The sequence below is a fragment of the Lysinibacillus louembei genome, from assembly GCF_033880585.1.
GTDB classification, from domain to species: domain Bacteria; phylum Bacillota; class Bacilli; order Bacillales_A; family Planococcaceae; genus Metasolibacillus; species Metasolibacillus louembei.
In genome coordinates this window covers 1533577-1560490 of record NZ_CP137624.1, presented here as the reverse complement: position 1 = coordinate 1560490, position 26914 = coordinate 1533577, and the positions used below count along the sequence as shown (strand labels likewise).

Below are 26914 nucleotides of genomic sequence, written 5' to 3'. Positions count from 1 at the left end.
CAGCGAAAAATCCAAACTGCTGTTAAGCAAGTATGGATTTTTTACTGTTCACTTCGTCATTAATCTATGTTTTGTTGGGGTGGTAGCATCGTTAAAGAAATGCGCCCTTTCTCAACTTCTACTTTTTCTACCCAAACAGTTACAATATCCCCTAATGCAACTACTTCTAGCGGGTGCTTGATTCGGCGATTTTGCAATTTAGATATGTGTACAAGACCATCTTGCTTCACACCAATATCAATGAAAGCACCGAAGTCAACTACGTTACGTACAGTTCCTTGTAGTTCCATTCCTACTTTTAAATCTTCCATTTTCAAAACATCTGTTTTTAACAATGGTTGTGGAAAAGCATCACGAGGGTCACGAGTAGGTTTCATTAATGTATCAACGATATCTTTTACTGTCACTTCTCCAGCGTTTAACGTAGCACTTATTTCAGCAATAGATAAGCTAGAAATTTCTTGCTCTGCTTTTTCTGTTCCAACATCTTTCTTTGTCAAATTAGCTATTTGCAAAATTTGTTCTGCTAACGCATAGCTTTCAGGATGGATTCCTGTTGCATCGAGTGGATTTTTCGCGTCAACAATACGCAAGAAGCCTATTGCTTGTTCATACGTTTTTGCACCAAGACGTGGAATTTTCTTTAGTTGTGCACGTGAAGTAAATTTCCCACTCTCGCTGCGCACATTGACAATATTTTCAGCTACGGTTTTTGATAAACCTGATACATATTGCAATAAAGATACTGAAGCAGTATTTACATCTACCCCTACCTGGTTAACTGCGGTTTCTACTATAAATGTTAAAGAGTCTGCCAACTGCTTTTGTGATACATCATGCTGGTATTGTCCAACTCCTACTGCTTTCGGTTCAATTTTCACTAACTCTGATAGTGGATCTTGCAAACGGCGTGCGATTGACACTGCGCTACGTTGCTCTACTTGTAAATCTGGGAATTCTGCACGTGCCACATCAGATGCCGAATAAACCGAAGCGCCTGCCTCGTTAACAATTACATAGGCTGTATCCACTGTTCCACGTTCTTTTAAAACATCTGCAATAAATTGTTCTGTTTCACGAGAGGCTGTCCCATTTCCAATTGCGATAATACTAATCGGATAACGCTTCAATATTTCGTTTACTACTTTTTTAGATTTCGCTACATCAGGCTTTGGCGGATGTGGATAAATTGCTGTTACTTCTAGCATTTTTCCCGTTTCATCCACAACCGCTAACTTACAGCCAGTACGATAGGCTGGGTCAACACCTAATACCATTTTGCCACGCATTGGTGGCTGTAGCAGTAAATTACGGAGGTTTTCTGCAAAAATATGAATTGCTTGTGCCTCAGCTTTTTCTGATAGCTCATTGCGTAGCTCTCTCTCAATAGAAGGCTGAATTAATCGTTTGTAACTATCATAAATGGCTTCTTTCACCTGTTCGATAGAAGAACAGGTGCGATTTTTAGGAATCCATTCATTTTCCATAATTTGCGTTGCACGCTCCACTGGGACAACAATCGAAACTTTTAAAACATCTTCTTTTTCACCACGATTGATTGCTAAAATACGATGTGGCACGATACGATGAATGGGTTCCTCGTAGCTATAGTACATTTCAAAAACATGCTTCTCGTCTTTTTCTTCATTCTTACCTGCTGTTTCAATTTTCCCTTCGCGCCAAGATAACTTACGTAAGCGCTCACGGATTGCGGCATCATCAGCAAAGCGCTCTGCTAAAATTGCACGTGCGCCAGCTAAAGCTTCTTCTACAGTTGCCACAGCTTTTTCTTCATTTACGAATTTTTGTGCTTCTTGCGTTACATCGCTATTTGTAAATAGCATCATGAAATCAGCAAGCGGCTCTAATCCACTTTCCTTAGCAATTGTTGCCTTTGTTCTACGCTTTTGTTTATATGGACGATACAAATCCTCTACACGCTGCAAAACTGTTGCTATTTGAATCGCCTGCTGTAGCTCTTCTGTTAACTTGCCTTGTTCATCAATTAAGCGTAGTACTTCTTCTTTTCTTTTTTCAAGCTGCTGTATATATTGATAGCGGTCATCAATTGCTTTAATTTGTACCTCGTCTAAAGAGCCTGTTGCTTCCTTACGGTAACGTGCAATAAATGGTACTGTATTGCTATCTTTAAGTAATTTAATAACAGCCTCTACTTGACGTGGTGATACATTTGTATCTGTGGCAATTAATTTAAACATTTGTTTGTCATCCAAATTTTTCACGTTCCTTCACATTGTTTTAGTGCAAGATTAACTAGTGCTTACTTTATTCACTTTGCTAATTTATAATAAAAAATCAGCATGCTAGAAGAACTAACCATCCATGGATTGGTGTGTTCTCTCTATTCTAACATGCTGATTTTATTTTAACTATTATTGACTGTTACAGCTGCTTCCTGCAATTTTTTTATTGCGGTTCGTTGAATTCTAGATACGTGCATTTGCGAAATACCTAACTGATCGCCAGTCTCTTTTTGACTAAGCTGTTTTAAATATGTAAGCTCAATCACTCGTTGCTCACGCTCATTTAGCACATGCATAATTTCAGATACAATCAATCGTCGATCTGCTGTTTCAAATTCGGTATCTTCCGCACCAACGACATCAAACAACGTGACTGTACTGCCATCAGCATCTGACTCAATTGCATGGTCCATCGAAAGTGCTTGATAGCCTCGCCCCAATTCCATTGCTTCTAGTACTTCTTCCTCCTGCACCTCTAAATGTGCAGCTATTTCAGGAATGGTTGGTGAGCGTTGTAACTCAATCGTTAAATGCTCCACAGTCGCTTTAATGCGTGGACCTAATTCTTTAATACGACGTGGTACGTGGACATCCCAAGTTTTATCGCGTAAATAGCGCTTCATTTCTCCTATAATCGTCGGTATTGCGAATGCTTCAAAGCTACGCCCTACAGTTGTATCAAAGCGCTGTATTGCACCAAGTAAACCGAGCATACCTACTTGTACAATATCCTCATAATAGCTTTTACCAGCTGCATATTTGCGTGCCAATGCTTCTACCAGTTGCTGATAATGAAGTACTAGTTGTGTTTGGGCGGTTTCATCCTTCGTTGTTTGATATTGTGCAACCCAATGTAAAATCTCCTCCTTCGAGGTTTCATTAGGTAACGATTCTCTCGTCATATTCCTCCACCTGCTCTCTTGTGACATACTTTGTCATGAAAACAGTGACACCGCCCTCATTATTCACCTTTACTTCATCCATTAGCGCTTCCATCAAATACAGCCCTAAGCCACCTTCACGCAGCATCGATACTTTCTCATTTTCATTGTATGGACCGATTTTCGACTTAATTTCCTCAAAATTAAAGCTATTGCCATAATCCGCTACCATAATTTCGATTTTATCGTTGAACAATGCGCAGCCAATGACAATTTCTCCTTCCTCTGCATCGTGATAAGCATGATGAACGACATTTGTGACAGCTTCACCTGTAGCTATTTTCAAATCTTCAATCTCCTCATAACTAAAGCCTAAGCGTAACGCTAAACCTGAAACTGTAAGACGAATGACACTAACATACTGTGGTTTAGCAGGTACTCTTATTTCGATATAATCAAATGCTTTCATTGTTATACTCCACCTTTGTATTCGTTTCGATGTCCATGAGTTCACTTAAGCCAGTAATTTCAAATAAACGAATTAAGCGAGCTGTTAAACCAACTAGTTTTAAATGAGCATTTTCTTTTACAACCTTTTTATAAAATGCAACAAAAATACCTAGTCCTGTACTATCTAAATAGCTCACCTTCGATAAATCTATTTGGATTAATACATCTTTTTCAAATTCAAGTGCATCTAGCTCCTCACGCAAAATAGGAGCTGTATACGTATCGATTTCCCCTTCAATATATCCATTTACTACTTGACCATCCTTTTGAAATTGCACATTTATATTCATTTTCAAGACACCTCCGTCAGAACCTATAGAACGATTCCCTCTCCACAAAATTTTAAACATTTACTTTTTTAAAATGACAACAGTAAAATCATCATCTAAGCCGTCTTCCTGCAACTCTTGTAATTGTTCATATAATTTTTCACACATTTCCTGTGCACTTAAATGTCGATGCATAAACGCTAGCTGCTCAATAATTTTTCTCAAATCAAGCTGGGCATCATGGCGAAATTCCGTTACACCATCTGTCATCATAATGATGAAGTCACCCTCATAAAGCTGAATCTCTGTTTGCTCATATTTCATTTCAGGCATAATACCTAACAACAAGCCTTTTGCACCAAGACCATAAAAGGTATCATCTACAGCGCTATAATAAATAGCAGGCTCATGTCCAGCCGAGCCATATGTAAAAATACTACGAGCTAAATCAAGACGCCCATAAAACATGGAGACAAACATGCTATCATCTACGCTTTTTTCAATAATGCGATTTAATACTTCCAGTACATGTGATGGGTTGTTTTCTGCATACTCCAGCGTTTCTAGTCCATACTTCACCATCGACATACAAAGAGCAGCTGGGACACCTTTCCCAACTACGTCAGTCACAGCTACACCAACATAATTATTTTCATCGTTTAAAAAATGAACGTAATCGCCATTCATTTTACGTATTGGAATTGAGAGCATTCCAATATCTATTCCATCAATTTGTGGCACAGTTGTTTTTAATAAAACACTTTGAATTTTCGTTGCTACATTCATTTCAATGCGCATTTCCTCTTGCTGCTCTAGCAAACTTTGATGCTCTTTTAACGTTAATCCAAAATACACCATTACTTCAATTAAAAAATCATAGCCACGCTTACTCACTTCAGGCAATTCAGGAAATATTTCTTCCATCGCTTGTTTATGCATATGTATAACTTCTTCTGGTGCAACGTTTTTTTGAAGCAATTGCCGTGTAAAATTTTGCCCAATATATAAATCTCGCTCTGATTGATTTTCAATATAGTCTATAAGAATTTTTTTATATTGTTTTTTGAGTTCTTTCATGCAATCCCTCCTATCGTAACCACTTGTTTACTCGCACAGTTGTCCCTTCCCCTAATTGTGATTGAATTTCTATTTCATCCGTCAATCTCTTAACGCCTGGTAAGCCTGCGCCAATACTACCTGATGTAGAAAATCCATCCTGCATCACTTTACGTACATCTTCAATCCCCGGCCCCTCATCTGTTGCCGTAATAGCTATTCCTACGCTATTCTCACAATCTATTTTTTCAATTGTGATTGTTCCAACACTCGCATATAAATAAATATTGCGCGCTAGCTCACTGATTACTGTCGCAATGCGTGCTTGATTCACTGTGTCGAAACCAATTCTTTTCGCCTCATTGCGCCCAATTTCACGGGCGGTAACAATATCCCATTCTGTTGTAATATTGATTGTAGATTTCATACACTCATCGCCCCTAATTACGTTTTAAAGCTTATTTCCACTATACAACATAATATTTTTTTGTAAAATTAATTGTCACGAAAGTTGCCAAATACAAAAATAACTGCCTAGAAAATCATGCATTTGCACGCTTTCTAGACAGTTATTTCGTTTATTATGTATTAAAAACTTACGAGGCCTAAACTAATTCCTAATGCCATATCTACTTTTTCCATCAATTCGTCATCAAGCTGTGTAATCCGATCTGTCAATCGTGATTTGTCGATAGTACGCAACTGTTCAAGCAAAATCACCGAGTCGCGCTCAAACCCATACTTTTTCGCATCGATTTCAACATGAGTTGGTAATTTTGCTTTTTGAATTTGCGCAGTAATAGCAGCAATAATGACAGTTGGGCTAAATCTATTGCCAATATCATTTTGAATAATTAGTACAGGTCTTGTACCACCTTGCTCTGAGCCTATAACAGGTGATAGATCTGCAAAAAAAACGTCTCCACGTTTTACGCTCAAATTGTCATCCCCCGCTAACGAGACGCTGCTCCACCATATGTTCCGCTTCATACTCTGCATGCAGACATTCGCTGCAAATCATCAGATTAATGTGCGACATTTCCACATAGCCCTTCTCTAAAGCTTCCCGTATTTGATTTGGTTGTGTCTGCTTCACTCGTTTAGATGTTGAAACATACAATATTTCGCCATTATTATAGAAATTTCTTTGATCAGCTAACTGCTGAATTTCTATTAATGACCTGTTTGAATAGTTTGTATTCTCTCTTTTTTTCGCGTACACAACAAGCACCTCCACAAAAGACCGCAAAACTTCTGCTTTTCATAATTTCATTCTAACATTGATGACCTACAATGAAAAGACAAGAAATCTAAAAAACTGACAATCTTTGTATGAAAAGCGGCTTTTTGTCGAAAGTACGATTATTTTAGCTAATATATATCCTCGGCACTCGGTTTGTAATAATACATGGTATTTCATAATTAATTGTATTGAGCTTAGCTGCCCATTCATCTAGTGAGATCGTTACATTTTGCTGTGTACCTATCAATGTTACTTTCTCTCCAACAGTATATGCTTTTGGAAGTAAAATCATACATTGATCCATACAAATTCGACCAACTATCGGAGCACGTTGTCCATCAATTAATACGGTTTGCCCTGTTAAATTTCGAAGAAGACCATCAGCATAGCCAATTGGCAATGTTCCAATAAAAACATCCTTATTTGCCGTATACGTAGCACCATATCCTACAGATTGTCCAGCTGTTAATCGCTTCACATGGACCAATTCTGTTTCTAATGACATAGCTGGCTGCAAAGGAAATGGTAGATTTTCTGCTACGTAAGGAGATGGCGCCATTCCATACATCGAAATCCCAAATCTTATTGCATCAAATTGCAATTCCTCATCCTTAACCATCGCTGTGGCTGTATTAGCAACATGGACCAAGCGAGGTTTAACAGGCATTACTTGCAGCATGTTGCGAAACAGCTGCGCCTGTGTCTCAAAATAGAGGGCATCCTCTTCATCGGCAGTAGCAAAATGTGTGAACACACCATCCACTTCCATTAGCTCTGTTGCGTTAATCGCTTCATATAGAGATTGGAGCTCTTCTTTTGAAGTAACACCTAATCTGCCCATCCCTGTATCAATTTTAATATGTAGCTTTAATTTATTCATCAAGTTTAATAATGCTGCTTGCTCTACCCATTCCATAGAAAAAACTGTCAATGTAATATTATGCTTAGCGGCATATGGAGCAAAGGAAGCAGGGCTCGCTCCCAATACTAATATGTCTGTGCTTGTTATCTGTGCACGTAAATGTATCGCCTCTTCGGGTGTAGCGACCGCCAATAGTGTAGCGCCTGCCTGTATTGCAGCAAGCGCTACTTGAACATCTCCATGACCATAGCCATTTGCCTTTACAACAGCCATGATTTGCACATCCGATTGCAGGTGTTTTTTTAGTTGTGTAATATTTTCTCGAATAGCTTGTAGATGAATAAACGCTTTTGTGGGACGATAATAGTGAATCTCTTCCATATGTCTTCTACCCTCTTTACTCAAATTCTAAACATTTGCTTTTTGTCATTATGGCATAATAGCTACTATTCGAAAACTCCCTACTTCATTTCACCAGATGTAACAGATGCTGCTACTTCAATTAGTTCTTCTCTCGTTAGCTTGTTAGAGGCAATGAAAAACTCAATACCATCGCGCTCCCAACTAATTGAATTATCTGTAATTGCAGCAATACCAAACCCTAAATCAGCTGGATCACCAGGTGCAAAAACCGGTACAGTTGACGCTGTTGCTGTTGCAGGCTGTTGCATTAAAGTGAAGGCCTTTTCACCTTCAAAAGTTAAGATAACACGTTCTACTCCGTCTTCTCGAATCGTTTGTGAATCAACTAATTTCGTATGATCCCATTGCAAAATTGGATAATGTGTTTGAAACGCCTCACTATTTGTTATATCGGCACTCGCTGCTTCTTTTTCTTTATTTTCTTGAAATTTTTCTACAGCATAATCTTCTTTTTTATGTGTTACACCTAGTTTTACATCATTGAATGTAATCGTAATTTGCTCCTCGCCTGCTTCGTTTAAAATTGCAACACTCTTTGGTAGCATCGATTTTTTATCAACAGTTACTAGTTGTGTTGCCATACCTGATTTATCTGTGCTACGTGTCGCAGCAGTCAAGACATATGCATCTTCACCACTTTCCATTTTCAATGCTTTATCAGCTTGTATATCCTCTGCCAATGCCCCAATCAAATATGCTTGGCTATTTTGTTTTGGCCAATCACTTTGGAATTTATACGTTTTTGATAATGCCGGTGTCACAACAAATACGCCTTCTTCATTACGCACAATCATTTGTGTAATATCCTCATCTTCAGCTGTCACTTCCACTTTGTAAAAATCTGGCTTCGTATGCCAAACCTTTACATCATAGGTGCGGGGCTCATTGCCTGTCTTAATTTCCATTGAAGCTGTTAACTCATAACCTTTCGTTTCTCCCCATTTTTCCCCAATTTTCTGAACAACATCTTCTTGTGATGCTTTACCACATGCAGCCAATAAGAAAACACAACAACCAATCATAAACATGATTTTTCGGAAGTGCACGATTCCATCCTTTCTCCACTTTCGCTCTAGTAATTCAGCATATGGAGTGTTACGTCAAAATATGTCTTATTCCATTAAGACAACTTGAGCAGCTGCTACCGTTTCCGTGTGTGTTATTGATATAAAGCCTTTTACAGCCTCTCCATTAAAAAATAATTGCGGAGCACCTAATGCATTTTTTAAAATTTCAATTTGCTGAAACTCGCAACCTTTGCCAATGCCCGTACCGTTCGCCTTGGCATATGCCTCCTTTGCCGCAAAGCGCCCTGCTAAAAATTCTACCTTTCTTGCTTCGGATAACTTCAAAAAAATTTCCTGCTCTCGAAGTGATAAAATACGCAATGCAAATTTTTCAGAGCGCTGCATTGCTTTTTTTATACGTCCAAGCTCTGTAATATCTAATCCAATTCCTTTAATCATAGCGTGTTATTCCTTTCATTATTGCTTATAACCAATGTATAATTAAAACCGAGGTGGAAAAATGTTTATTCGTAGAGAAAGCTTTCAACAGTATATTAAAATGTATCCGGTCGTTTCAACTATTATTGCTTTAAATATTATCGTCTATCTTATCACCCTCATCCCTGACACAGGCATAGAAATTCTTTATAAAGGGGCTAGTGTCAATGGCTTAATTGCTGAAGGTGAATGGTGGCGTCTGCTGACATCCATGTTTTTACATGCTGGGTTTTTACATATTTTATTTAATATGTTCTCGCTTTTTTTATTCGGACCTGAGCTAGAAAAAATCGCAGGAAAAATGCGCTTTTTAACAATTTATTTTCTTGCTGGTATTTTTGGAGGCATTGCAACATTTGCATTTGAAAAAGACCCGCTCTATGCAAGCGTCGGCGCAAGTGGTGCTATCTTTGGTATTATCGGAGCATTTGGTGCACTTCTCTACTATATGCGCCATGTCATGCCACAATTGCGTCAAATCATTTTACCGATTATTGTAGTCAGCGTCATTATGACATTTTTGCAGGCCAATATTAATATTATGGCGCATTTAGGTGGACTTGTAACAGGCTTTATTCTTGGTTTATTTTATTTCAAGCCAAAAAACATGCTGCGTTGGCGACAATAAAAAAGTTCATTTTTAGTAAATCATTCAGCTAAGTCTGTCTGAAGCTAGTACCTTTTCATAGCCTAATGTGGACAGTAAAGGAGAACAACTGTGTTAAATAGAAAGCTAGCTGCTGCATTTTTTACTACGGTTATTTGTTATTTTGTTGTACCTTTATTTTTCAATGATTTTCAAAATGCTTATTTTACAATTGGTTTAGCTGTGAGTATAGTAGCTGCTCCAATACTTTTTGTAGTAGGCGTTTTAGCTTCAATAGCTATTGAAGCCATTAGTAAAAATAAAAATATTTTATTTTTATATATAAAACACCTAATTTGCGGATTGATTTGTGTGGCATTACTTTTATTGTTAGAGCGAGATACAGGTTCGCTTTTGATTTATGTATTAACTGCGTTTACTTACGTTTCTATTTTCTTTATTAATGATTGTATAATTAAGCTAAAATTTTCACATTAACAATAGAAAAACGGAAGAAGCTGTTCACTTTTCACAGCTTCTTCCGTTTTTTAATTTTTTAATGCTCATACCAGCGCATCAATTCATCAATATGCTGTTCATCCATATGGTAAGCTTTGGCAGATGCGCCTGCCGCACCTGACATAACAACGATTTTTGCTGATGCGATATTTTTACGCTTTTGGAAATACGTTTGGCGTTGCTCCGCAATTTGGATGCGACGCTTTTCAGCAATAAACGTTATGCGACTTAATGTTCGATACATAATTGTAATTTGCTCGTTCGAAATTTTAAAGCGCGCTGTTTTAAATTGCCATCCTCCTATTAATAGGATTGGAATAATTAATAATAAGGACAGCATGCCATACGGGAAAAAGAAATAGGACAATGCTCCGATTAATGGCACAAGCCATATAAAATCTATGCGATAAAAATATGGACGTGCTCGCTTTGGTGAATGGGTTGCTTCCTCTAAGTCCAAGTCAAATCGAGGAAAAAGCTGCTGCAATGGGGTATTCAGGTGCTTCTTCGAAATAAGCGGAAACAAGACAACCGTCTTATCCTTTTCTCCACCAAAGCCACCACCAGCACTTTCAACAATAACTGCAGCTAACCCAAACAACTGCCGAAATGGATTTTCAACAATTTTAATCGCCTGCACTCGATTTAAAGGGATTGTAATGCGCTTCTTTTCTAGTAATCCCCTCGTAATAATAAGGCGCTCATTTTCCTCAGACACTTCAAAATTATAATAATTAATAAAGGTAATTCCCACAGACACAAGCCATGCAACTAATAAACCAACAATCACTAATACGATAATTAATAAGAAGCCGAAGCGTAGCAATTGCTCAATTTCCGCATAAATCGAATCATATGGGATAAACTCTGAAAACTGTGAAACGACAGCTAATACCCCTGCTAAAACAACGCCGACACTATTTGAAGTTGTCGCTAAAATAAGTAAATCCTTCGGTGACATTTTATGAATGAGGCGAGCTGTTGCTAGCACTTCTCCTTCTTCAGTCTGCGGTTTTTCTTTTAGTTTTTTCATTTCATTTTCAATAATATTCGCAGCATCACGCGTAATAGCTGTTAATTCTGCCTCCGCTTTGCCCGATTTATTTCCTGCCGTTTCAACAGACACTTGTACTAAGCCAAAAATACGGTGAAAAATACCTTCTTTATAGTTCAAGCTTTGTATGCGGTCATATGGGATAAAGCGCTTCTTTTTTACAAATAAGCCATGCTGTACACGCAGTTCATTATCCTCAAACCAATAAGTAAATGTCCACCATTGAACAACCCCACTAACTAATGAAAACAGTGCAATAACAATGATAATAATTAATGGTACCATCGATTGAAAAAAGCGTTCATCACGCCAATCAAAGGTGAAATTAAAGCCATTCGCGACTAAAATAATCACAATTGGAATTAACATGTTTTTTAAAGCTTTCGCACAATTAATAATAGCTGATACAGGATGTAATTTATATTTAGACATCTTCTTCAGCCACCCTTGCTAGCTCGGAAATTTTCGCACGCAGCTCATCCGCATCTGCTGTAATTAGCATCGGAATAACATGCGTTGTTGCAGCTGAAGATATTGAAATATTCGCCAAGTCATATTTTTTTAAGATAGGCCCTTGTCCTGTATCTACATGCTGTACACGCACCATTGGAATCAATGTGCGCTTAACGATAAATAAACCACTTTGAATTTCAATCTCCTGCTCACGAACCTCATAACGCCAAATGCGCCAACGAACATTTGGAAACACCCATATTTCTAGTAATGCAATAACTAGAACGATTGCCGCTGCTATAAAATAAATATATTTTGGCCAGTCAAAAGAATATGTAGCAAAGCTGACACCGCCAGCAATAATAATCGCTACCAATGTTTCTAATACACCATACAGACGCCAAACCGTTAGCCCCTTTTTAGGAATTTGATATTTTGGTTCTTGTCTCATTATTTCCACTTCCTCTCCATTTCATTATACGAATAAATACTTAATTTGTTTCAAAAAAATGAAAAGAGGCTGGGACATAAATAGTTCTAGTCCATACAAAAAATCGAAATCGCATCAGGTGATTTCGATTTTTTGATGTGTGAAAGGAAGAACTGGAAGAAGATTTCCTCTTCCACCTATACTTTCGTAGATTCACGGCCATCAAAGCGAAGCCGATTTCGTTTTCCACCTTCGATTGACCACGAACCGAAAAGCGAGTAAAACCTAAATTAGCCTTCAGACAGCCAAAAACTGGTTCTACATCTACTTTTCGTTGACGGTAGAGAGTTCCTGCTTTGGCTTCTGAAAGCTTTGTACGTACATATGCTTTTTGTTGTTCCCAGTTTTCATTTACCTTGATTTTCCGTGACTTGCCTTCTTGGGCTTTCGTACATTTCTCTCGAAATGGACAACCGGTACAGTCTTCGCATTCATAGATACGAAACGTTCGTTGGAATCCTTCTTTGTCTTCTTGTGTTGACTCATAGCGGAACGTTACTTTTTGCTGGTATGGACAGATATAGGTATCCAACTCTTCATCATACATCCAGTTACTTGTTCGGAAGGGGTCTTGTTGGTATTTTTTGCTTTGCTCTTTTCGATAATGCGTATAGGGAATCACAGGTTCACACTTTCGGTTGTTTCGTACATCTTCATAGTTTGGCTCACTACCATAGCCGGCATCGGCTACGATATGTTGTGGCAATTGAAAATAGCGTCTCTCGATTTCATCCAAGAAGGGAATCAACGTTTTCGTATCCGTTGGATTCGCATAAATGCCATAAGCCAATGTGTACTGTCCCTCTGTCGCAATTTGTAAATTGTAGCCCGCTTTTAATTGGCCATTTTGCATGTAGTCATCCTTCATGCGCATAAAAGTTGCATCAGGGTCTGTTTTGGCATAGCTATTCCGTTTGCCGAAAATCGCAAAATCTCGTTCATATTTCTGTTTGCGGGTGATCCACTCGTTTACTTGCTTCCATTGTTGTTTCGGTGTTTTTCGTTCACTTCGTAGCTGCTTTCGCTCTTGTGCCTTTTCGGATTGCTCGATTCTTTCTGTATAGTCGGCTACGACTTCTTCTAATTTTTCTGCCACCTGCTTTAATTCAGTGATGGACAGCTGCGTTTCCACTTCTTGTTCGATGGCTGGTATAATTTGTTGTTGCAGTAATTCCTCATACAGCTGGTTTGATTTTTCCACCAAACTCGCTTCATATTTTTCAATCGAACGTTTCCACACAAAGGTGAATTTGTTCGCAGTTGCTTCGATTTTCGTGCCGTCAATAAAAATGGCTTCTTGCGCAATCAGGTCCTCCTTCACCAGTTGACAACGGAATTGCACGAAACATTGACGAAGCAATTCCTTTGTCAATGGGTGGACACGGAAACGATTGATGGTACGGTAACTTGGTTGATAGCCTTGCGCAAGCCACATCATACGAAGGCTATCTTTCGTCAGGTCTTCAATTCGGCGACCAGAGAACGCTGATTGGGTATAGCCACATAAAATGAGCTTGAGCATCATACGTGGGTGATAGGCTGGACAGCCGGTTTGTTGCAGAAAAGGAGCGAAAGCTTCTGTGGGGATACTTTCCACTAATTGATGAATAGAGAAGGCGATATCGTGTTCTTGTAATTTTATTTCAACATCCAGCGGTAAAACTAATTGATTCATGTTATAATCTTTAAACATAAGGATCCTTCTTTCTAGATTGATTTTGTGTGGTAACTTAATTTTATCAGAAGAGATCCTTATTTTTAATCCAAAAATGAAAGCCGGTGAAATTTTACTGATTGTAAAATTTCACCGGCTTTTGAATTTGGGGATGGGTTTTGTCCCAGCCTCCAATTTTTTAGTCTTCGCGACGGCGTGGGCGTCGGCTTCCGCTACCTTCACGACGACGGTCACGATTTCGATCTGATGATGACGATGATGTGCGGTTACGGTCACCACCACGTCCACGATCACGATTACCACCACGATCGTTACGACGATTTCGGTCATTGCGACCACCGCCGCTACGGCCTTGATGCGAGCCGCGCTCACGACGCATCGGTAATGGACGCTCTTCTGTAATTGTTACAGGCGTTGCATCTGGCTCACGTGTAACTGATTTTAATGCAGCAGCGATTAAGTCAACTGCATTATAGCTTTCCAATAGCTCTTCTGCTAATAAACGGTAATCGCTAAGCTCAGCAGATTGTACTAGCTCCACTAAGTTCTCCACAGATTGCTGTTGTTGACCTACTAATGCTTCGCTTGTTGTAGGTGGCTTTAATGGCGTCATACGTTTTTTCGTTGTTTCTTCCACGATACGCAAGTAGCTCATTTCACGTGGTGTTACAAATGTTATTGCAATACCTGATTTACCAGCACGACCTGTACGACCAATACGGTGTACATAGCTTTCTGGGTCTTGTGGAATATCGAAATTGTAAACATGTGTTACACCTGAAATATCAAGTCCACGTGCTGCAACGTCTGTTGCTACAAGAATGTCGATTTGGTTTTCTTTAAATTGACGCAATACAGAAATACGTTTCGCTTGGCTTAAATCACCATGAATACCTTCTGCATTATAACCACGTAAATTTAATGCTTGTGTTAGCTCATCTACACGGCGTTTTGTACGACCGAAGATAATCGCTAATTCTGGTTGATGTACGTTAATTACGCGGCATAAAATATCGAATTTTTCACGCTCCTGCGCTTTTACGAAAAATTGCTCAATATTATCCACCGTTAATTCTTTTGCTTTAATTTTAACGATTTCTGGCTCTTGCATAAATGTTTCTGCAATTTTACGAATTGCTGGAGGCATTGTTGCTGAGAACAATAATGTTTGGCGATTTGATGGTACATTTTCTAAAATTGAATTAATATCATCAATGAAGCCCATGTTTAACATTTCATCCGCTTCGTCTAAAACTAATGTTTGTACATCTTCAAGCTTTAACGTGCGACGATTAATATGGTCAATAATACGACCTGGTGTACCAACGATAATTTGTGGTCTATTTTTCAATGCGCGAATTTGGCGTCCAATTTCTTGACCACCGTAAACAGACAATAACTTCACACGCTTGTCATATCCGATTTTATAAAGCTCTTCCGAAACTTGAATTGCTAATTCACGAGTTGGAGCAATAACTAATGCTTGGATGTTTGGATTTTTAGGGTCAATTTTCTCAATTAGAGGAATACCGAATGCGGCAGTTTTACCAGTACCTGTTTGCGCTTGACCAAGTATATCGCGGCCTTCTAATGCAAATTTAATTGTACCTTCTTGGATTGGTGTTGCTTCTTCAAATCCCATGCGCTTTACTGAGCGTAATGTAGATTCACTAATATTTAATTCTGAAAAATTTGTCAAACTCTTCAATCTCCTTTTTCCTTATAAGTTGACAAATGGTTACATTTTCAGATGAAGTGTCGGCAAAATCGAGCCTCTATGTGGAACGGTTTCCGTGACGTAATAATTCTCTTTGCGTTTCATAAATAACGCATAAGCTTTCTTAATATGAAAGGAAAGCCCGGTCGTTGCCGAGCGGTTTAATTCTACCTAGGTAATCAACATGGAACATGAAAACTATAGAATGAAACCGTTAATTTCAAAAAAAAGCACTCTTCAACAAATAATCTGAAGAGTCTTCGCACAAAATGTATCCATTGCTTTACATAGTCTATCACGTGTGCAGACAGTATGCAATGATAATGCTTAACTTAATAATCTGACTTTTTATGATGTACAAAGAAATTCCAACACTTCACAAAACCACTCTTCACAATCATCGCTAAAACAAATATGATGCTTACCATTTGCCGATAAAAATAAATGTTTCTCCTTTGCTTGAATCGTGTCATATAAAAAACGTGCTGCCATGTGTGGAACGATGCCATCTTTTTCGCCTTGGATAATATATGTTGGCACAGCTATATGCTCGATATACGGCTCAACCTTTTTGACAATGCGCATAAATTCAACGACCGAGCTAAGAGGAACTGACATTAGTTTGCGCTCATAGCGTTGAAATAATTCATGATTTTTCAAATGCCCTCGTACTGCCTCTCCTGCCATTTCACGTAAATCCATTAACATCTGCCCTGGGCTCATATACTTAATCGCCGCACTAAGAAGCACAAGTTTTTTGACAGGATAACGCTTTGCTAAATATAATGCGATAACACCTCCCATTGAAAAGCCAATGACTGTCACCTCATCTACTCGCTTTGCTAGCTGACGATAGGCAAGCTCTGCATCCATTAGCCAATGCTGTGCCTTGTAGCCGCGCATCGAAAGCTCCTCACCATGCCCACAATATGTAGGTGTCACAATATCGCATTCCATATGTTGTCTTATATGCGCTGTTAATGGTTCAATTTCATATGGTCCACCAGAAAAGCCGTGCAATAATAAAATTCCTTGCTTCATTTGCCACATCCGCCTTTCTGCAATAACATTTTATTACAGTTAATTCAAGCTTACAGGTTCTTAATATAAAGAGTGGACTGTTTGAAAAGAAATATACCTTCTCAAACAGCCCATACTTTGACTTATTTTTATGATAACTGTTGTAAAATCGTTTCAAGCTTCATGCCACGTGAGCCTTTTAACAAAATAATAGACTCCTCATTCGCCTCTGCCTGTATTTTTTGCACAATTGGCATATAATCTGCTTCGCTATAAATTAAATGTGCTGAATCAAATGTAGATGCTAGCTGATTATATAACCATTTCATACGTGGTCCATATAAACAAATGGAATGTACGGCTTGCGCATCGATTGCTTCAGCGAGTGCCTCATGAAAGGCTTGCTCATCATCCCCAAGCTCTAGCATATCGCCAAGCACAAGCCATTTTTCAGGACGAATTGTTGTTGACTGCATAAAATCAATCGCCGCACGCATTGATGTCGGTGCCGCATTGTATGCATCGTTAATAAATAATAGTGAGCCTTTCGACACTAATTGCATACGCATATCCGTTAATTCAATTTGTGCGAAAGCTGTGCGAATTTGCTCATCTGTTAAATTCATCGCTTTGCATACGAGCATTGCAGCTAACGTATTTTTCACTTGATGCTTGCCTAAAATCGGGATTGTAAAATCGCCATTTATGATGCCAGCAGCTGTAAAGCTACTGCCTTGCTCAGTTGCTGTTATTTGTGTTGCAAAAAGATCATGCGCCTCATCAAAGCCAAATGCCTTTGTTTCGGTATATGGGTCTTGTGCAACTAGCTCTTGAAGTAATGGCTCATCTCCATCATAAATAAGGAAACCATCTTCCAGCAAACCTTGTGTAATTTCATATTTCGCCTGCGCAATGCCTGCCCTTGAGCCTAAATCTTGCATATGTGCCTCGCCGATATTTGTAATAATCGCCAAATGCGGACGTGCAATACGGGATAATAGCTCAATTTCGCCAAAGCCACTCATACCCATTTCAAGCACGGATATTTCCGTATCTTCATCAAGCTGCAAAATCGTAATAGGTAAGCCGAGCTGATTGTTAAAATTACCGATTGTTTTTTGCACTTTAAAATATGGTGACAAGGAGCTTGCTACAATATCTTTGGCAGAGGTTTTACCATTTGAACCTGTAATCCCGATAAAGGTAGCCTTGTGCTCGCTACGATAGGCAATCGCCATCTTTTGTAATGCCTGCTCCGCATCATCCACAAATATTAATGGGCGATTTTCAGGAGGATTTGGCTCGTCATTTAACCATAATGAAGCCGCTGCTCCTTTTTCAAACGCTTGCTCTACAAATTTATGACCATTGACCGCTTCACCACGAAATGGCACGAATAAATCGCCTGCTTGAATTGTACGCGTATCAATGGAAATGCCCGTTACCGTCACATCTTCATGTAATTGCTCATCTATTTTTAACCATGCAGCTAACTGCTTTAATGTCTTTTTCACTTTTGATCCCACTCAATCTCTGTTGTACTGTAGTTGTTGCTTTTCATCATAGCGCTCGACAGCTAGCTCAATTAATCGATTGATTAATTCAGGATATGATACATTCGTATTTTGCCATAATAGCGGATACATACTTACAGGTGTAAAGCCTGGCAGTGTATTAATTTCATTAATTAACACCTCATCCTGCGCTGTCACAAAGAAATCTGCACGTACAAGCCCTGCACAATCTAATATTTTAAATGCGCGCTTCGCCATATCAGTCAATTGCTGTGCTACTTGAGGCGCTAGCTCCGCAGGTATAACCAAGGCTGTAGAACCATCTTTATATTTTGAATCATAATCATAAAACTCAGTCATGGGCTTAATTTCACCTGCCACTGACACTTGCGGCTCATCGTTACCAAGCACAGCTGTTTCAACCTCGCGTGCAACAATCCCTTGTTCTACAACAACTTTGCGGTCATATTGTAGCGCTAGCTCTACTGCCTTCACTAGCTGCTCACGATTCGTTGCTTTGCTAATGCCAACGCTTGAGCCAAGATTAGCAGGCTTCACAAATAATGGGAAAGTTAACTGCTCACACTGAGCCACAATATCCTGTTGATTTTTTTGCCACTCACTGCGAATAAAATAAACATAGGGTACTTGCTTTAATCCTGCAATTTCAAACAATTGCTTCATGATTACTTTATCCATGCCAGTAGAGGAGCTCAGCACACCGTTCCCTACATATGGAATATTTAACACTTCAAATAATCCTTGTACTGTCCCATCTTCCCCATTTGTTCCATGCAATAATGGGAAGATTACATCAAATTGAATTGTATTATGCGCCTCGATAAATTCATTAATTGTATTCGGCTTCTTTTCTTCTCTTGTAAACTGTAACTGCTCTAAGCTTTCAACAGGAGCTGTTAGTTGGGGACCTGTACGCCATTCACCATCTAATGTAATGTAAATAGGGTGCACCTCATAGCGAGCAAAATCCACTGCTTTAATTACAGCCATCGCTGTTGATAATGATACTTCATGCTCAGCAGATTTCCCACCATATACTAATCCTATTTTTTTCGTCATATTACTTCCCCCTAAATTAATTTAAAATCGAACTAGCTAATTAAAATTAGCTCATCATAAGGCTGCTTAATAATATCGTTCAAATCGTCCCAAACTTCATCTGGGAAATCGTAGTCAATTAATGTTCTAATTTCAATACTGTAGCAAGAATTCGGCTTCTCTTGCTTACTTAGCGATAAAAGTGCTCCTTCCTTCATATAATTTCTCCAAGAGCGCAACACATTCGCATCAATTGCAGGTATTTGTTTCGCAGATTTTCGCCGCCAGAAATTCCCTGTTCCTTCTTTTTCCTTAATCATTTGATTAAATAAATTTGCAACTAGCTGTTCAACATCAGCTAAAAAGCGAAAATATACTTTTGTCATTTGATCTTCAGGCGCAGCATAGTAAACATAGCGATTTTGTAACTTTTGAAAAAACGGTGAAGCAATTGGCTCTCGTTTATGTCCAATGTACAAAAGCTCAGCCTGCTCTATAGGCGTCAGCTCATCGACTTGCTGTTCATTTTGGAAATCTAGTAAGCATAAATTTCCCTTTATCTCTGTTTTAGAAAAATTCGGAAAATCCTCTGACGAGATAAAATCTAGCTGTGTATGCATATTAAAAGAACCCTCTTCATAAGCATGCTTCACTAAAAGTAAATTTTTGAATGATGCCGCAGAAGAAATAAATTGTTTATGTGTTAACCTACTAAAAATGACAAAATGGTCAACATCATTCATATGTACATATAAATGGTGCATATAATCCTCTGCTGCCCTCATTTTTCTAGCCACTGCCTACCCGCCCCTTCGAATCCGATAATCAATTACACCTCAGCATAATTATTTTCAAATTTCTTCAAGTAAGCTCAAAAGCTTCTTCTTAAAATTTGCAACATCCGCCAGAGGCTTTATTTTGATTCAACTAGTATTTGAAAACCCGTTGAATAAAAAAGCAAGATAAATATTCACCTCACTCCCTTATAGAGGTGAGAGTTTTTTTGCTCATTCAAGATACACCTATTATATGCCTATTCCATGTTTTTTTGAAACATTTTCAATAATGTATCGTCTCAATTTTTATCACATATTACGAAATACCTGTTCGATAAGGAATTACTGATCAATTACACCTTGGCTAACTGTCCTTCGAAGTTACATCTATGGCATCCACTAGCAGTTGAAGTTTCATTTATATGCAGTTTTTTTTCATATAATATGATAAAATCAATTACGCCTTGGCTAAGTCAAGTGAATCAATTGAACAGGCTTTATCGTCAAATTAAGACGCCTTGCTTTTCAATGGAGTTCCTATGCAAGGTAAAACTTCAGATCAACAGTGCGTTATGGCACTTATGAATAAGGTGAATTTAATGGAAAATAATCGTCAATTTATGAAACGTTTTGATTGGTCTCTTGCTGCCATATTATTAATATTTCTCATCATTAGTTTATTAGCAATCGCCTCTGCTCAAACGGGCGGACAATATGGCAACTATAATTTCGTACCAAGACAATTACAATGGTATGTTGTAGGCGCATTTATTGTCGCATTCCTTATGTATTTTGAGCCAGACCAATATAAAAAGATGTCTTGGTATTTGTATGGTTTCGGTATTTTACTGCTAGTTGTTCTAGCCATTTTACCAGAAGGCATGTCGCTGGTAGAACGAAGAAACGGTGCCAAAAGCTGGTTCCATCTCCCAGGCGCAGGTAGTATCCAGCCATCTGAATTTATGAAAACATTTTTCATTTTAGCAGCAGCGAGGCTCATTAGTAAGCATCATGAAAAATATTTGAATAAAACACTGAAAACAGATTTTATTTTACTCGCAAAAATTGGGGTTACACTTGCTTTGCCACTTACTTTTATTATGATGCAGCCTGACCTTGGCTCATCGCTTGTTTTTATCGCCATTACAGCTGCGCTCGTTATTGTAGCGGGGATTTCATGGAAAATTATATTGCCTATCCTTGTTAGCGGTGTTGCTATAGGTGGCTCTTTACTATGGATGGCTCTTTATATGCAGGAGTTTTTACAAAAAACCTTTAACTTTAAAGCATATCAATTCGCCCGCATTTATTCATGGCTTGACCCATACTCGTATTCGTCGAATGAAGGATACCATCTCATTACTTCATTGAATGCAATCGGCTCAGGAGAAATATTCGGGAAGGGCTTTCAAGGTCGAGAAGTATATGTATCGGAAAACCATACAGACTTCATTTTCGCTGTAATCGGTGAGGATTGGGGCTTTGTTGGAGCAAGCTTCGTCATTTGCTTATATTTCCTATTAATCTATCATTTAACGAAAACAACATTGCTATTGAAAGATCCGTTTTGTACATATGTATGTGCAGGGATTATTGCGATGATTACCTTCCATGTATTTGAGAATATCGGCATGACAATTCAATTATTGCCAATTACAGGTATTCCACTACCATTCATTAGCTACGGCGGAAGCTCGCTAATGGGCAATGCACTCGCACTTGGGCTCGTCTTTAGTATGCGATTCCATTACAAAACGTATATGTTCTCTGCTAATGATGAGGATGAATAATATAAAGTGGCTGTCTGAGAGCTTTTCAGACAGCCATCATTATTTTGATTTATATAAAAATAGAATGTACTACGCAAAAGAGCCGTCTGAAAATGACTTTTCAGACAGCTCTTTTCTGTTATTACGCTTGTGGTGATTGTCTTGGTGGTGTTAATACTTTCAATAGCTCGATGCGAGATTTCGTAATCGTTGCATTCACACCTAACTTAGATAAATTTGAAACAATTTTCTTTAAGTCGATTTCTTTCGCCATTTGTTCCACCTCAGCCTTTTATATATTAATATGAACGTTTCAGGATAGTAGAAAGTTTCACCCTTAAGAGGTCTGACTTGTTTTTTCTATATTTATCATACCATTAATTCTCACTTAAAAATTTATCAATTATGTTACAACTACGTAAATTATTTTAATGCATTCTATACCTACAGTGATTTTATTTCTTCCTACCCACTTATACAATATGCTCATTTTCTATTATTTTATTCATACTATCACCATATCTTTATTAAAGGAGTTGATATATGCTACTATTAGCTATATGTTAATCTACATATTTTTCGCCTATATCAAAAAATTAGGAAGTGAGGAGTTGCTATGCTTACAGTTTTAGAAACTAGCTTTGTCGCTCTTATCATTTTAGTGCTCAATATTTTGTTTGCGATTGCAGTCATTTTTTTAGAGCGCAAAGACCCATCGTCTACATGGGCATGGCTACTAGTATTATTTTTCCTTCCAGTCGTTGGCTTTATTTTATACTTATTGCTTGGTAGACAGCTTAGTAAAAAGCATTTTTATCGCTGGGAAGGACGAGAGAGCATCGGAATTAAAGCATTAATCGATTATCAAATTGAAGCGATTAAAGAGAATAAGCTTGAATTTCGCGGAGATCATATCGAAGCACATCAAGATTTAATCTACATGAATTTAATTACAAACCATGCTGTTTTAACACAGGACAATCATGTTGAAATTTTGAATGATGGACGCGAAAAATTCGAGCGACTCATTCATGATATTATGCACGCAAAAGACCATATTCATATTCAATACTATATTTTCAAGCTTGATAATATCGGAAAACGAATTTATAATGCTACGATAAAAAAAGCAAAACAGGGCGTAAAAGTACGCATTTTGTATGATGAAATGGGCTCACGTAGCGTGCGCAAAAGGCAATTTAAAGAGCTTCTTGATGTCGGTGGTGAAATTGAAGTGTTTTTCCCATCTATTTTACCGCTCATTAATCCACGCCTAAACTTCCGAAACCATCGCAAAATTGTTGTCATTGATGGACGGATTGGCTATATTGGTGGCTTTAATGTTGGGGATGAATATTTAGGCTTAAATAAAAAGTTTGGCTATTGGCGAGATACCCATTTACGACTTGAAGGTAGTGCAGTGCATCCACTACAAACGCGTTTCCTGCTTGATTGGAATCAAGCAAGTCATCATCATCGTGTGAAGTATGCAGAGCGTTACTTCCCTGTTATTCCGCAAAAAGGAACAGCCGCTATGCAAATTGTCTCAAGCGGACCTGATACAGATTGGACAGTTATTAAAAACAGCTATTTACGCTTAATTGCAGATGCGAAAAAATATATTTATATTCAATCGCCTTATTTCATACCAGATAGTAGCTTTTTAGATGCAATTCGTATTGCAGCACTTTCAGGAATCGATGTGCGCATTATGATTCCAAACAAGCCTGACCACCCTTTCGTGTATTGGGCAAATTATTCATATGTTGGACAATTGCTCAAAGCAGGTGCACGCATTTATCAATATGACAAAGGCTTTATTCATTCGAAAGTGCTCGTTATTGATGATGAAGTGGCATCCGTTGGTACAGCTAATATTGATGTGCGTAGCTTTAGTTTAAATTTCGAGGTCAATGCCCTAATTTATGATCGTAAAATCGCACATGATTTAGCAGAGGCGTTCGAATCGGATATTTTTGATAGCACAGAGCTATTAAAAGAAGCCTATGAAAATCGCTCTACTATGGTCAAATGTAAGGAGTCTATTTCTCGACTATTATCACCAATTTTATAAAAAAGGAGCTATGGGAAAAATATCCCCATAGCTCCTTTTCATTATTTCAACCCTAAATATTCCTCTAGTGTTGTATTTTTTTCATAAACTGCCTTTGCTGTTTCGTTCCCTACGTAACGGAAATGCCATGACTCATACATATAGCCCGTAATATTTTCCTTCCCTTGTGGGTAGCGTAAAATAAAGCCGTATTCATGTGCATGCTGATGTAGCCATTTCCCTGCTGCTGATTCACCAAACTCACTTGTCAGCCACAAATCCTCACGCCCCTTTTCACCTATATCATAGGCTAAACCAGTTTGATGCTCTGAGTATCCAGGTCGCGCACTGTAACGATCAGCTGCTTTTTTACCATCTCTATTTACATAATTGCTATACAATGTCGTTTGATATTCATATGAGCGAAAGCCGCTAAATGCTACCAAATTAAAGCCAGCACTTTTAGCTCCTGCAAGCATTTTTTCTAATGCTGCCTTCGATTCAGAACTTTCACCAGGGTTATACGTTTTTGGCAAAGGGTACTGTTTGTTCGCAATTAAAATATCTTTGACGTAAGTTGGCTCTGCTGGCTCAATATGCGTCACTGGATAGCCACTTTCATCATATTCGATTTTCGGCTGGTTATCCTTTGGTTTCGGTTCCTTCACTGGCTTTTGCTTTTGTTCTGGTTGTTCTTCATTTAACTTGGCAGCATTTTCATCCTCTGCTTCTTGCTGCTCGTCTTGTTCATTTATTGTTTTAATCGACTGATGATTTTCATTAGGCTGTTCTTTAACAGATGGGCTCGCTACATCTCGCTTGTCCTTCACTGTAAATACAATGGCACTAATAATGAATAATGAAGTTATTAAAATCACGACGATCTTCCAAGTATCACTTGTCTTTTTCGCTCGATTGCCCTTCATTGTTTGCGCCTACTTTCCTTACTTAATATTTTGCTATTTCGTCACTAAAATATAAATTACCGCTACTGTTGCTAACCCGAAAAATATCGCTAAATTACGCATCCATTTTGCTTCTTTTACATATCCTTGACGCATAAAGCTGCGATAACGCAGAAGATTAGAAAATGTAAACATTACCGTTAAACATAATACCGCTAAATTAAAATTTTGCTTAAAAATAAAAAATAGTGCTAGCAAGCTACTGCCTGTGACAAGTAGCAAGGCTATTAATTTGTCATTCATAGTGTCTCCTTATTTGTGCTCTGAATAATATTTTCGACCAATATATGTTTGGGTAATAAGCAGCAAGCCCCCTACTGACCAATATACCGGCAGTGCAGCCATTGATGAAAATGAAATAATGACAATCATAATCGGTGAAACGTACATAAATATTTTCATTTGTGCTTTTTGTGCGTCAGGCACTGTCCACAACGAAACTTGCGCTTGAACCATATAGACAATTCCAGCGATAACTGTCATAACAATATCAGGTGAGCCTAAGCTAAACCATAGAAATTGATGTGACTTCACATCTGGTGAATATAAAATTGCATAATACAATCCCATAATAATTGGCATTTGAATTAACATCGGTAAGCAGCCCATATTTAATGGATTAATATTATGCTCACGATAAAGAGATAGCATTTCCTGCTGTAGCTTTGCTTGCTCTTCCTTCGATTCAGCTGCCTTCATTTTTTGTTGAATTTCTTCCATCTGCGGCTTAACAATATCCATTTTCGTTTTCATTGTTGCCTGTGCTCGATAATTCCGTAGCATGAAAGGCATTAAAATTAAACGAATTGCCACTGTAATAGCAATAATCGCTAGACCATAACTTCCATTGAATATATCATTCCCTAGAAAATCTAACAAATAATCCATTGGCCTTACAAAAAAGCTATAAAAAAAGCCTTCTTGATTTTCTACTGCCTTACAGCCGCTTAATAATAGAGCTACGCTACCTAGCATGCCAAGCATCATTATTTTTTTCATCATGTCACCTTCTATAGTTGTTAATATGGTGAGTATACAGCAATCCTTTCATGCACTCAATTATTTGACAATGTAAAACTTTCATAGACAATACAAAAATGCCAAAGCACTGTCTCTTCAACGCTTTGGCATTTCACTTGCTTGCTTCCAATTTATCAATTACACGTCGGGGATTAAGGTGCATTTTTGGCATCCATCCCCCTACTTATAGACGTGGGCAACCTCTGCTAATTCAAGTTAAGCTTTTTCTAGCTGATTACCTACCATTTCAAAGCGATAAAAATTATGGTGTAGCTCATCTCGAAAATGTTTCGGTGTAACACCTGTATATTTTTTGAAAATACGCGTAAAATAGCTCTGATTGCAAAAGTGGAATTGATCCGATATAGAGGTAATACTTTTATTCGTATGTCTCAAATAGTATTGGGATTCTTCAACACGACGCACATTTAAATATTCTACTAATGTAATACCTACATGCTCTCGGAAAATTCTTGATAAATGACTTGTACTAATTTGGAAATTGCTCGCAATACTTTCTACAGTTAAATCCGTTTCTAATTCATCATTTATAAACATAATCACTTTATTAACAGTTTGATGGCTAAATGTAGGCTGTTTACGGTCAGCGATAAAATACACATAAAATTCGATTAAATCATCTGCAAATTGCAGAAACTCAGCATCCTTCATTTTGTTTTCAATCATATCCGTGCAAGCTAAATTAAATGCAAATGCCTTTTTAGGAGGTACCTGATTATCGAGTAGCTTTCGTGCAATAATTGATGATAAAACTACAAAATATTGACGCACAGCTTTAATCATTTGCTTTCCAAAACGAGTAGATAAAATATCAATTAATGCACGTAATGATTGTTTTGCTTTCGTCTCTTCTAAATGATAAATTTCAAATAATAATCTCGACTCTACAGCAAAAAAATCTTCCACACCATCGTATTGATTAATATTATCAATTTCCTGAAAATAACGTTTAGATATTGTTCCTGCTATCGATTGTTGTGGCTGCATATATATCCCATCTTTCCTAAAAATACTCTCATACCTTCCTAGATTTACATAGCTGTTAAACAAGATGCATATTTATGTTGTAATGAATATAGCTAAAAAACCATTACTCTGAAACTATATTTTCGATAAATTACAAGATATTTTTTAGTAACTACAGTGAATATTACCATAATTTACGTTTTTTTATCAACCAATTTTTTATTTCCCTCGTTAATTTTTAGCA

Annotated in this window: 28 protein-coding genes; 4 read left to right on the top strand and 24 right to left on the bottom strand. The window is 37.9% G+C overall.

Annotation, left to right across the window (positions count from 1 at the left end):
• Nucleotides 1-59 precede the first annotated feature (59 nt).
• From R6U77_RS07735 to acpS, 11 genes are all read right to left on the bottom strand, one after another.
• Complete coding sequence (locus tag R6U77_RS07735) at nucleotides 60-2219, bottom strand: Tex family protein (protein ID WP_406601084.1); 2160 nt, start codon at nucleotides 2217-2219, stop codon at nucleotides 60-62.
• A gap of 167 nt (nucleotides 2220-2386) precedes the next feature.
• Nucleotides 2387-3166, bottom strand: coding sequence for an RNA polymerase sigma factor SigB (gene sigB / locus R6U77_RS07730; RefSeq protein ID WP_293928546.1), 780 nt, complete (start codon nucleotides 3164-3166; stop codon nucleotides 2387-2389).
• Nucleotides 3144-3614, bottom strand: coding sequence for an anti-sigma B factor RsbW (gene rsbW / locus R6U77_RS07725; protein ID WP_293928545.1), 471 nt, complete (start codon nucleotides 3612-3614; stop codon nucleotides 3144-3146). The genes sigB and rsbW overlap by 23 nt, the downstream gene beginning before the upstream one ends.
• Nucleotides 3601-3945, bottom strand: a complete 345-nt coding sequence (locus R6U77_RS07720; protein ID WP_293928543.1) for an STAS domain-containing protein — start codon at nucleotides 3943-3945, stop codon at nucleotides 3601-3603. Before R6U77_RS07720 ends, rsbW begins: the two co-directional genes overlap by 14 nt.
• A 60-nt stretch (nucleotides 3946-4005) precedes the next feature.
• Nucleotides 4006-5001: a PP2C family protein-serine/threonine phosphatase gene (locus tag R6U77_RS07715; RefSeq protein WP_319838043.1), complete on the bottom strand. Its 996-nt coding sequence runs from the start codon at nucleotides 4999-5001 to the stop codon at nucleotides 4006-4008.
• A 10-nt stretch (nucleotides 5002-5011) separates the two neighbouring features.
• Nucleotides 5012-5407, bottom strand: coding sequence for an anti-sigma regulatory factor (locus R6U77_RS07710; protein WP_319838042.1), 396 nt, complete (start codon nucleotides 5405-5407; stop codon nucleotides 5012-5014).
• A gap of 161 nt (nucleotides 5408-5568) precedes the next feature.
• Nucleotides 5569-5919 (bottom strand): type II toxin-antitoxin system PemK/MazF family toxin, encoded by a 351-nt coding sequence (locus R6U77_RS07705; RefSeq protein ID WP_042476940.1) that lies wholly within the window; start codon nucleotides 5917-5919, stop codon nucleotides 5569-5571.
• 4 nt (nucleotides 5920-5923) lie between these two features.
• On the bottom strand, nucleotides 5924-6202 hold the full coding sequence (locus tag R6U77_RS07700) for a hypothetical protein (protein WP_406601083.1): 279 nt from the start codon (nucleotides 6200-6202) through the stop codon (nucleotides 5924-5926).
• 145 nt (nucleotides 6203-6347) lie between these two features.
• The gene (gene alr, locus R6U77_RS07695) at nucleotides 6348-7466 is read right to left on the bottom strand and encodes an alanine racemase (protein WP_319838041.1); all 1119 of its coding nucleotides are present in this window, start codon (nucleotides 7464-7466) and stop codon (nucleotides 6348-6350) included.
• An 80-nt stretch (nucleotides 7467-7546) separates the two neighbouring features.
• A complete protein-coding gene (locus R6U77_RS07690; protein ID WP_406601101.1) occupies nucleotides 7547-8530 on the bottom strand; it encodes a LolA family protein in 984 nt (327 codons plus the stop codon).
• Nucleotides 8531-8620: 90 nt separating this feature from the next.
• Nucleotides 8621-8974: a holo-ACP synthase gene (gene acpS / locus R6U77_RS07685; protein WP_293928534.1), complete on the bottom strand. Its 354-nt coding sequence runs from the start codon at nucleotides 8972-8974 to the stop codon at nucleotides 8621-8623.
• A 61-nt stretch (nucleotides 8975-9035) separates the two neighbouring features.
• Here acpS and R6U77_RS07680 point away from each other — a divergent pair, with 61 nt between their 5' ends.
• Together R6U77_RS07680 and R6U77_RS07675 are read left to right on the top strand one after the other, a co-directional pair.
• Nucleotides 9036-9641, top strand: coding sequence for a rhomboid family intramembrane serine protease (locus tag R6U77_RS07680; protein WP_319838039.1), 606 nt, complete (start codon nucleotides 9036-9038; stop codon nucleotides 9639-9641).
• Between the two features lie 90 nt (nucleotides 9642-9731).
• Entirely contained in the window at nucleotides 9732-10097 is a 366-nt protein-coding gene (locus R6U77_RS07675; RefSeq protein ID WP_319838038.1) for a hypothetical protein, read from the top strand.
• 58 nt (nucleotides 10098-10155) lie between these two features.
• Here the strand turns inward: R6U77_RS07675 and R6U77_RS07670 are convergent, their stop codons facing one another.
• The 8 genes from R6U77_RS07670 to R6U77_RS07635 form a co-directional block, all read right to left on the bottom strand.
• Nucleotides 10156-11604, bottom strand: coding sequence for a PH domain-containing protein (locus R6U77_RS07670; RefSeq protein WP_319838037.1), 1449 nt, complete (start codon nucleotides 11602-11604; stop codon nucleotides 10156-10158).
• Complete coding sequence (locus R6U77_RS07665) at nucleotides 11597-12076, bottom strand: PH domain-containing protein (protein ID WP_319838036.1); 480 nt, start codon at nucleotides 12074-12076, stop codon at nucleotides 11597-11599. Before R6U77_RS07665 ends, R6U77_RS07670 begins: the two co-directional genes overlap by 8 nt.
• Nucleotides 12077-12116: 40 nt before the next feature.
• Nucleotides 12117-13808 carry an IS1182 family transposase gene (locus R6U77_RS07660; protein WP_319838035.1) on the bottom strand — a complete coding sequence of 564 codons (1692 nt, stop codon included), beginning with the start codon at nucleotides 13806-13808 and terminating at the stop codon, nucleotides 12117-12119.
• A gap of 160 nt (nucleotides 13809-13968) precedes the next feature.
• On the bottom strand, nucleotides 13969-15489 hold the full coding sequence (locus R6U77_RS07655; RefSeq protein WP_293928526.1) for a degradosome RNA helicase CshA: 1521 nt from the start codon (nucleotides 15487-15489) through the stop codon (nucleotides 13969-13971).
• 366 nt (nucleotides 15490-15855) lie between these two features.
• Nucleotides 15856-16548 (bottom strand): alpha/beta hydrolase, encoded by a 693-nt coding sequence (locus R6U77_RS07650; protein ID WP_293928525.1) that lies wholly within the window; start codon nucleotides 16546-16548, stop codon nucleotides 15856-15858.
• Nucleotides 16549-16676: 128 nt separating this feature from the next.
• Nucleotides 16677-18041, bottom strand: a complete 1365-nt coding sequence (locus R6U77_RS07645; RefSeq protein WP_319838034.1) for a UDP-N-acetylmuramoyl-tripeptide--D-alanyl-D-alanine ligase — start codon at nucleotides 18039-18041, stop codon at nucleotides 16677-16679.
• A gap of 12 nt (nucleotides 18042-18053) precedes the next feature.
• Complete coding sequence (locus tag R6U77_RS07640) at nucleotides 18054-19121, bottom strand: D-alanine--D-alanine ligase (protein ID WP_293928522.1); 1068 nt, start codon at nucleotides 19119-19121, stop codon at nucleotides 18054-18056.
• Between the two features lie 32 nt (nucleotides 19122-19153).
• Complete coding sequence (locus R6U77_RS07635) at nucleotides 19154-19897, bottom strand: hypothetical protein (RefSeq protein WP_319838033.1); 744 nt, start codon at nucleotides 19895-19897, stop codon at nucleotides 19154-19156.
• A 578-nt stretch (nucleotides 19898-20475) separates the two neighbouring features.
• Between R6U77_RS07635 and R6U77_RS07630 the strand changes: the two genes are divergently transcribed.
• Nucleotides 20476-21666 carry an FtsW/RodA/SpoVE family cell cycle protein gene (locus R6U77_RS07630; protein WP_293928519.1) on the top strand — a complete coding sequence of 397 codons (1191 nt, stop codon included), beginning with the start codon at nucleotides 20476-20478 and terminating at the stop codon, nucleotides 21664-21666.
• Nucleotides 21667-21787: 121 nt separating this feature from the next.
• On the opposite strand, the gene R6U77_RS07625 is transcribed toward R6U77_RS07630, so the two are convergent.
• Entirely contained in the window at nucleotides 21788-21919 is a 132-nt protein-coding gene (locus R6U77_RS07625; RefSeq protein ID WP_293928518.1) for an Lmo0850 family protein, read from the bottom strand.
• Between the two features lie 342 nt (nucleotides 21920-22261).
• Between R6U77_RS07625 and cls the strand changes: the two genes are divergently transcribed.
• A complete protein-coding gene (cls, locus tag R6U77_RS07620; protein ID WP_319838032.1) occupies nucleotides 22262-23719 on the top strand; it encodes a cardiolipin synthase in 1458 nt (485 codons plus the stop codon).
• 41 nt (nucleotides 23720-23760) lie between these two features.
• Here the strand turns inward: cls and R6U77_RS07615 are convergent, their stop codons facing one another.
• From R6U77_RS07615 to R6U77_RS07600, 4 genes are all read right to left on the bottom strand, one after another.
• On the bottom strand, nucleotides 23761-24624 hold the full coding sequence (locus tag R6U77_RS07615; RefSeq protein WP_293928516.1) for a M15 family metallopeptidase: 864 nt from the start codon (nucleotides 24622-24624) through the stop codon (nucleotides 23761-23763).
• Between the two features lie 33 nt (nucleotides 24625-24657).
• Entirely contained in the window at nucleotides 24658-24906 is a 249-nt protein-coding gene (locus R6U77_RS07610; RefSeq protein WP_293928515.1) for a hypothetical protein, read from the bottom strand.
• Nucleotides 24907-24915: 9 nt separating this feature from the next.
• Nucleotides 24916-25665 carry a membrane protein insertase YidC gene (yidC, locus tag R6U77_RS07605; RefSeq protein WP_293928513.1) on the bottom strand — a complete coding sequence of 250 codons (750 nt, stop codon included), beginning with the start codon at nucleotides 25663-25665 and terminating at the stop codon, nucleotides 24916-24918.
• A 234-nt stretch (nucleotides 25666-25899) separates the two neighbouring features.
• Entirely contained in the window at nucleotides 25900-26691 is a 792-nt protein-coding gene (locus R6U77_RS07600) for a helix-turn-helix transcriptional regulator (protein ID WP_319838031.1), read from the bottom strand.
• Nucleotides 26692-26914: the final 223 nt, after the last annotated feature.

Coding starts and splice junctions, on each gene's coding strand:
- acpS (WP_293928534.1), bottom strand. CDS start 8,974: ATGATTAAAGGAATTGGATTAGATATTACAGAGCTTGGACGTATAAAA.
- R6U77_RS07710 (WP_319838042.1), bottom strand. CDS start 5,407: ATGAAATCTACAATCAATATTACAACAGAATGGGATATTGTTACCGCC.
- R6U77_RS07715 (WP_319838043.1), bottom strand. CDS start 5,001: ATGAAAGAACTCAAAAAACAATATAAAAAAATTCTTATAGACTATATT.
- R6U77_RS07680 (WP_319838039.1), top strand. CDS start 9,036: ATGTTTATTCGTAGAGAAAGCTTTCAACAGTATATTAAAATGTATCCG.
- R6U77_RS07600 (WP_319838031.1), bottom strand. CDS start 26,691: ATGCAGCCACAACAATCGATAGCAGGAACAATATCTAAACGTTATTTT.
- R6U77_RS07660 (WP_319838035.1), bottom strand. CDS start 13,808: ATGTTTAAAGATTATAACATGAATCAATTAGTTTTACCGCTGGATGTT.
- R6U77_RS07630 (WP_293928519.1), top strand. CDS start 20,476: ATGGAAAATAATCGTCAATTTATGAAACGTTTTGATTGGTCTCTTGCT.
- R6U77_RS07625 (WP_293928518.1), bottom strand. CDS start 21,919: ATGGCGAAAGAAATCGACTTAAAGAAAATTGTTTCAAATTTATCTAAG.
- R6U77_RS07735 (WP_406601084.1), bottom strand. CDS start 2,219: ATGTTTAAATTAATTGCCACAGATACAAATGTATCACCACGTCAAGTA.
- R6U77_RS07610 (WP_293928515.1), bottom strand. CDS start 24,906: ATGAATGACAAATTAATAGCCTTGCTACTTGTCACAGGCAGTAGCTTG.
- cls (WP_319838032.1), top strand. CDS start 22,262: ATGCTTACAGTTTTAGAAACTAGCTTTGTCGCTCTTATCATTTTAGTG.
- R6U77_RS07720 (WP_293928543.1), bottom strand. CDS start 3,945: ATGAATATAAATGTGCAATTTCAAAAGGATGGTCAAGTAGTAAATGGA.
- sigB (WP_293928546.1), bottom strand. CDS start 3,166: ATGACGAGAGAATCGTTACCTAATGAAACCTCGAAGGAGGAGATTTTA.
- yidC (WP_293928513.1), bottom strand. CDS start 25,665: ATGATGAAAAAAATAATGATGCTTGGCATGCTAGGTAGCGTAGCTCTA.
- R6U77_RS07690 (WP_406601101.1), bottom strand. CDS start 8,530: ATGATTGGTTGTTGTGTTTTCTTATTGGCTGCATGTGGTAAAGCATCA.
- R6U77_RS07665 (WP_319838036.1), bottom strand. CDS start 12,076: ATGAGACAAGAACCAAAATATCAAATTCCTAAAAAGGGGCTAACGGTT.
- R6U77_RS07650 (WP_293928525.1), bottom strand. CDS start 16,548: ATGAAGCAAGGAATTTTATTATTGCACGGCTTTTCTGGTGGACCATAT.
- rsbW (WP_293928545.1), bottom strand. CDS start 3,614: ATGAAAGCATTTGATTATATCGAAATAAGAGTACCTGCTAAACCACAG.
- R6U77_RS07640 (WP_293928522.1), bottom strand. CDS start 19,121: ATGACGAAAAAAATAGGATTAGTATATGGTGGGAAATCTGCTGAGCAT.
- R6U77_RS07615 (WP_293928516.1), bottom strand. CDS start 24,624: ATGAAGGGCAATCGAGCGAAAAAGACAAGTGATACTTGGAAGATCGTC.
- R6U77_RS07670 (WP_319838037.1), bottom strand. CDS start 11,604: ATGTCTAAATATAAATTACATCCTGTATCAGCTATTATTAATTGTGCG.
- alr (WP_319838041.1), bottom strand. CDS start 7,466: ATGGAAGAGATTCACTATTATCGTCCCACAAAAGCGTTTATTCATCTA.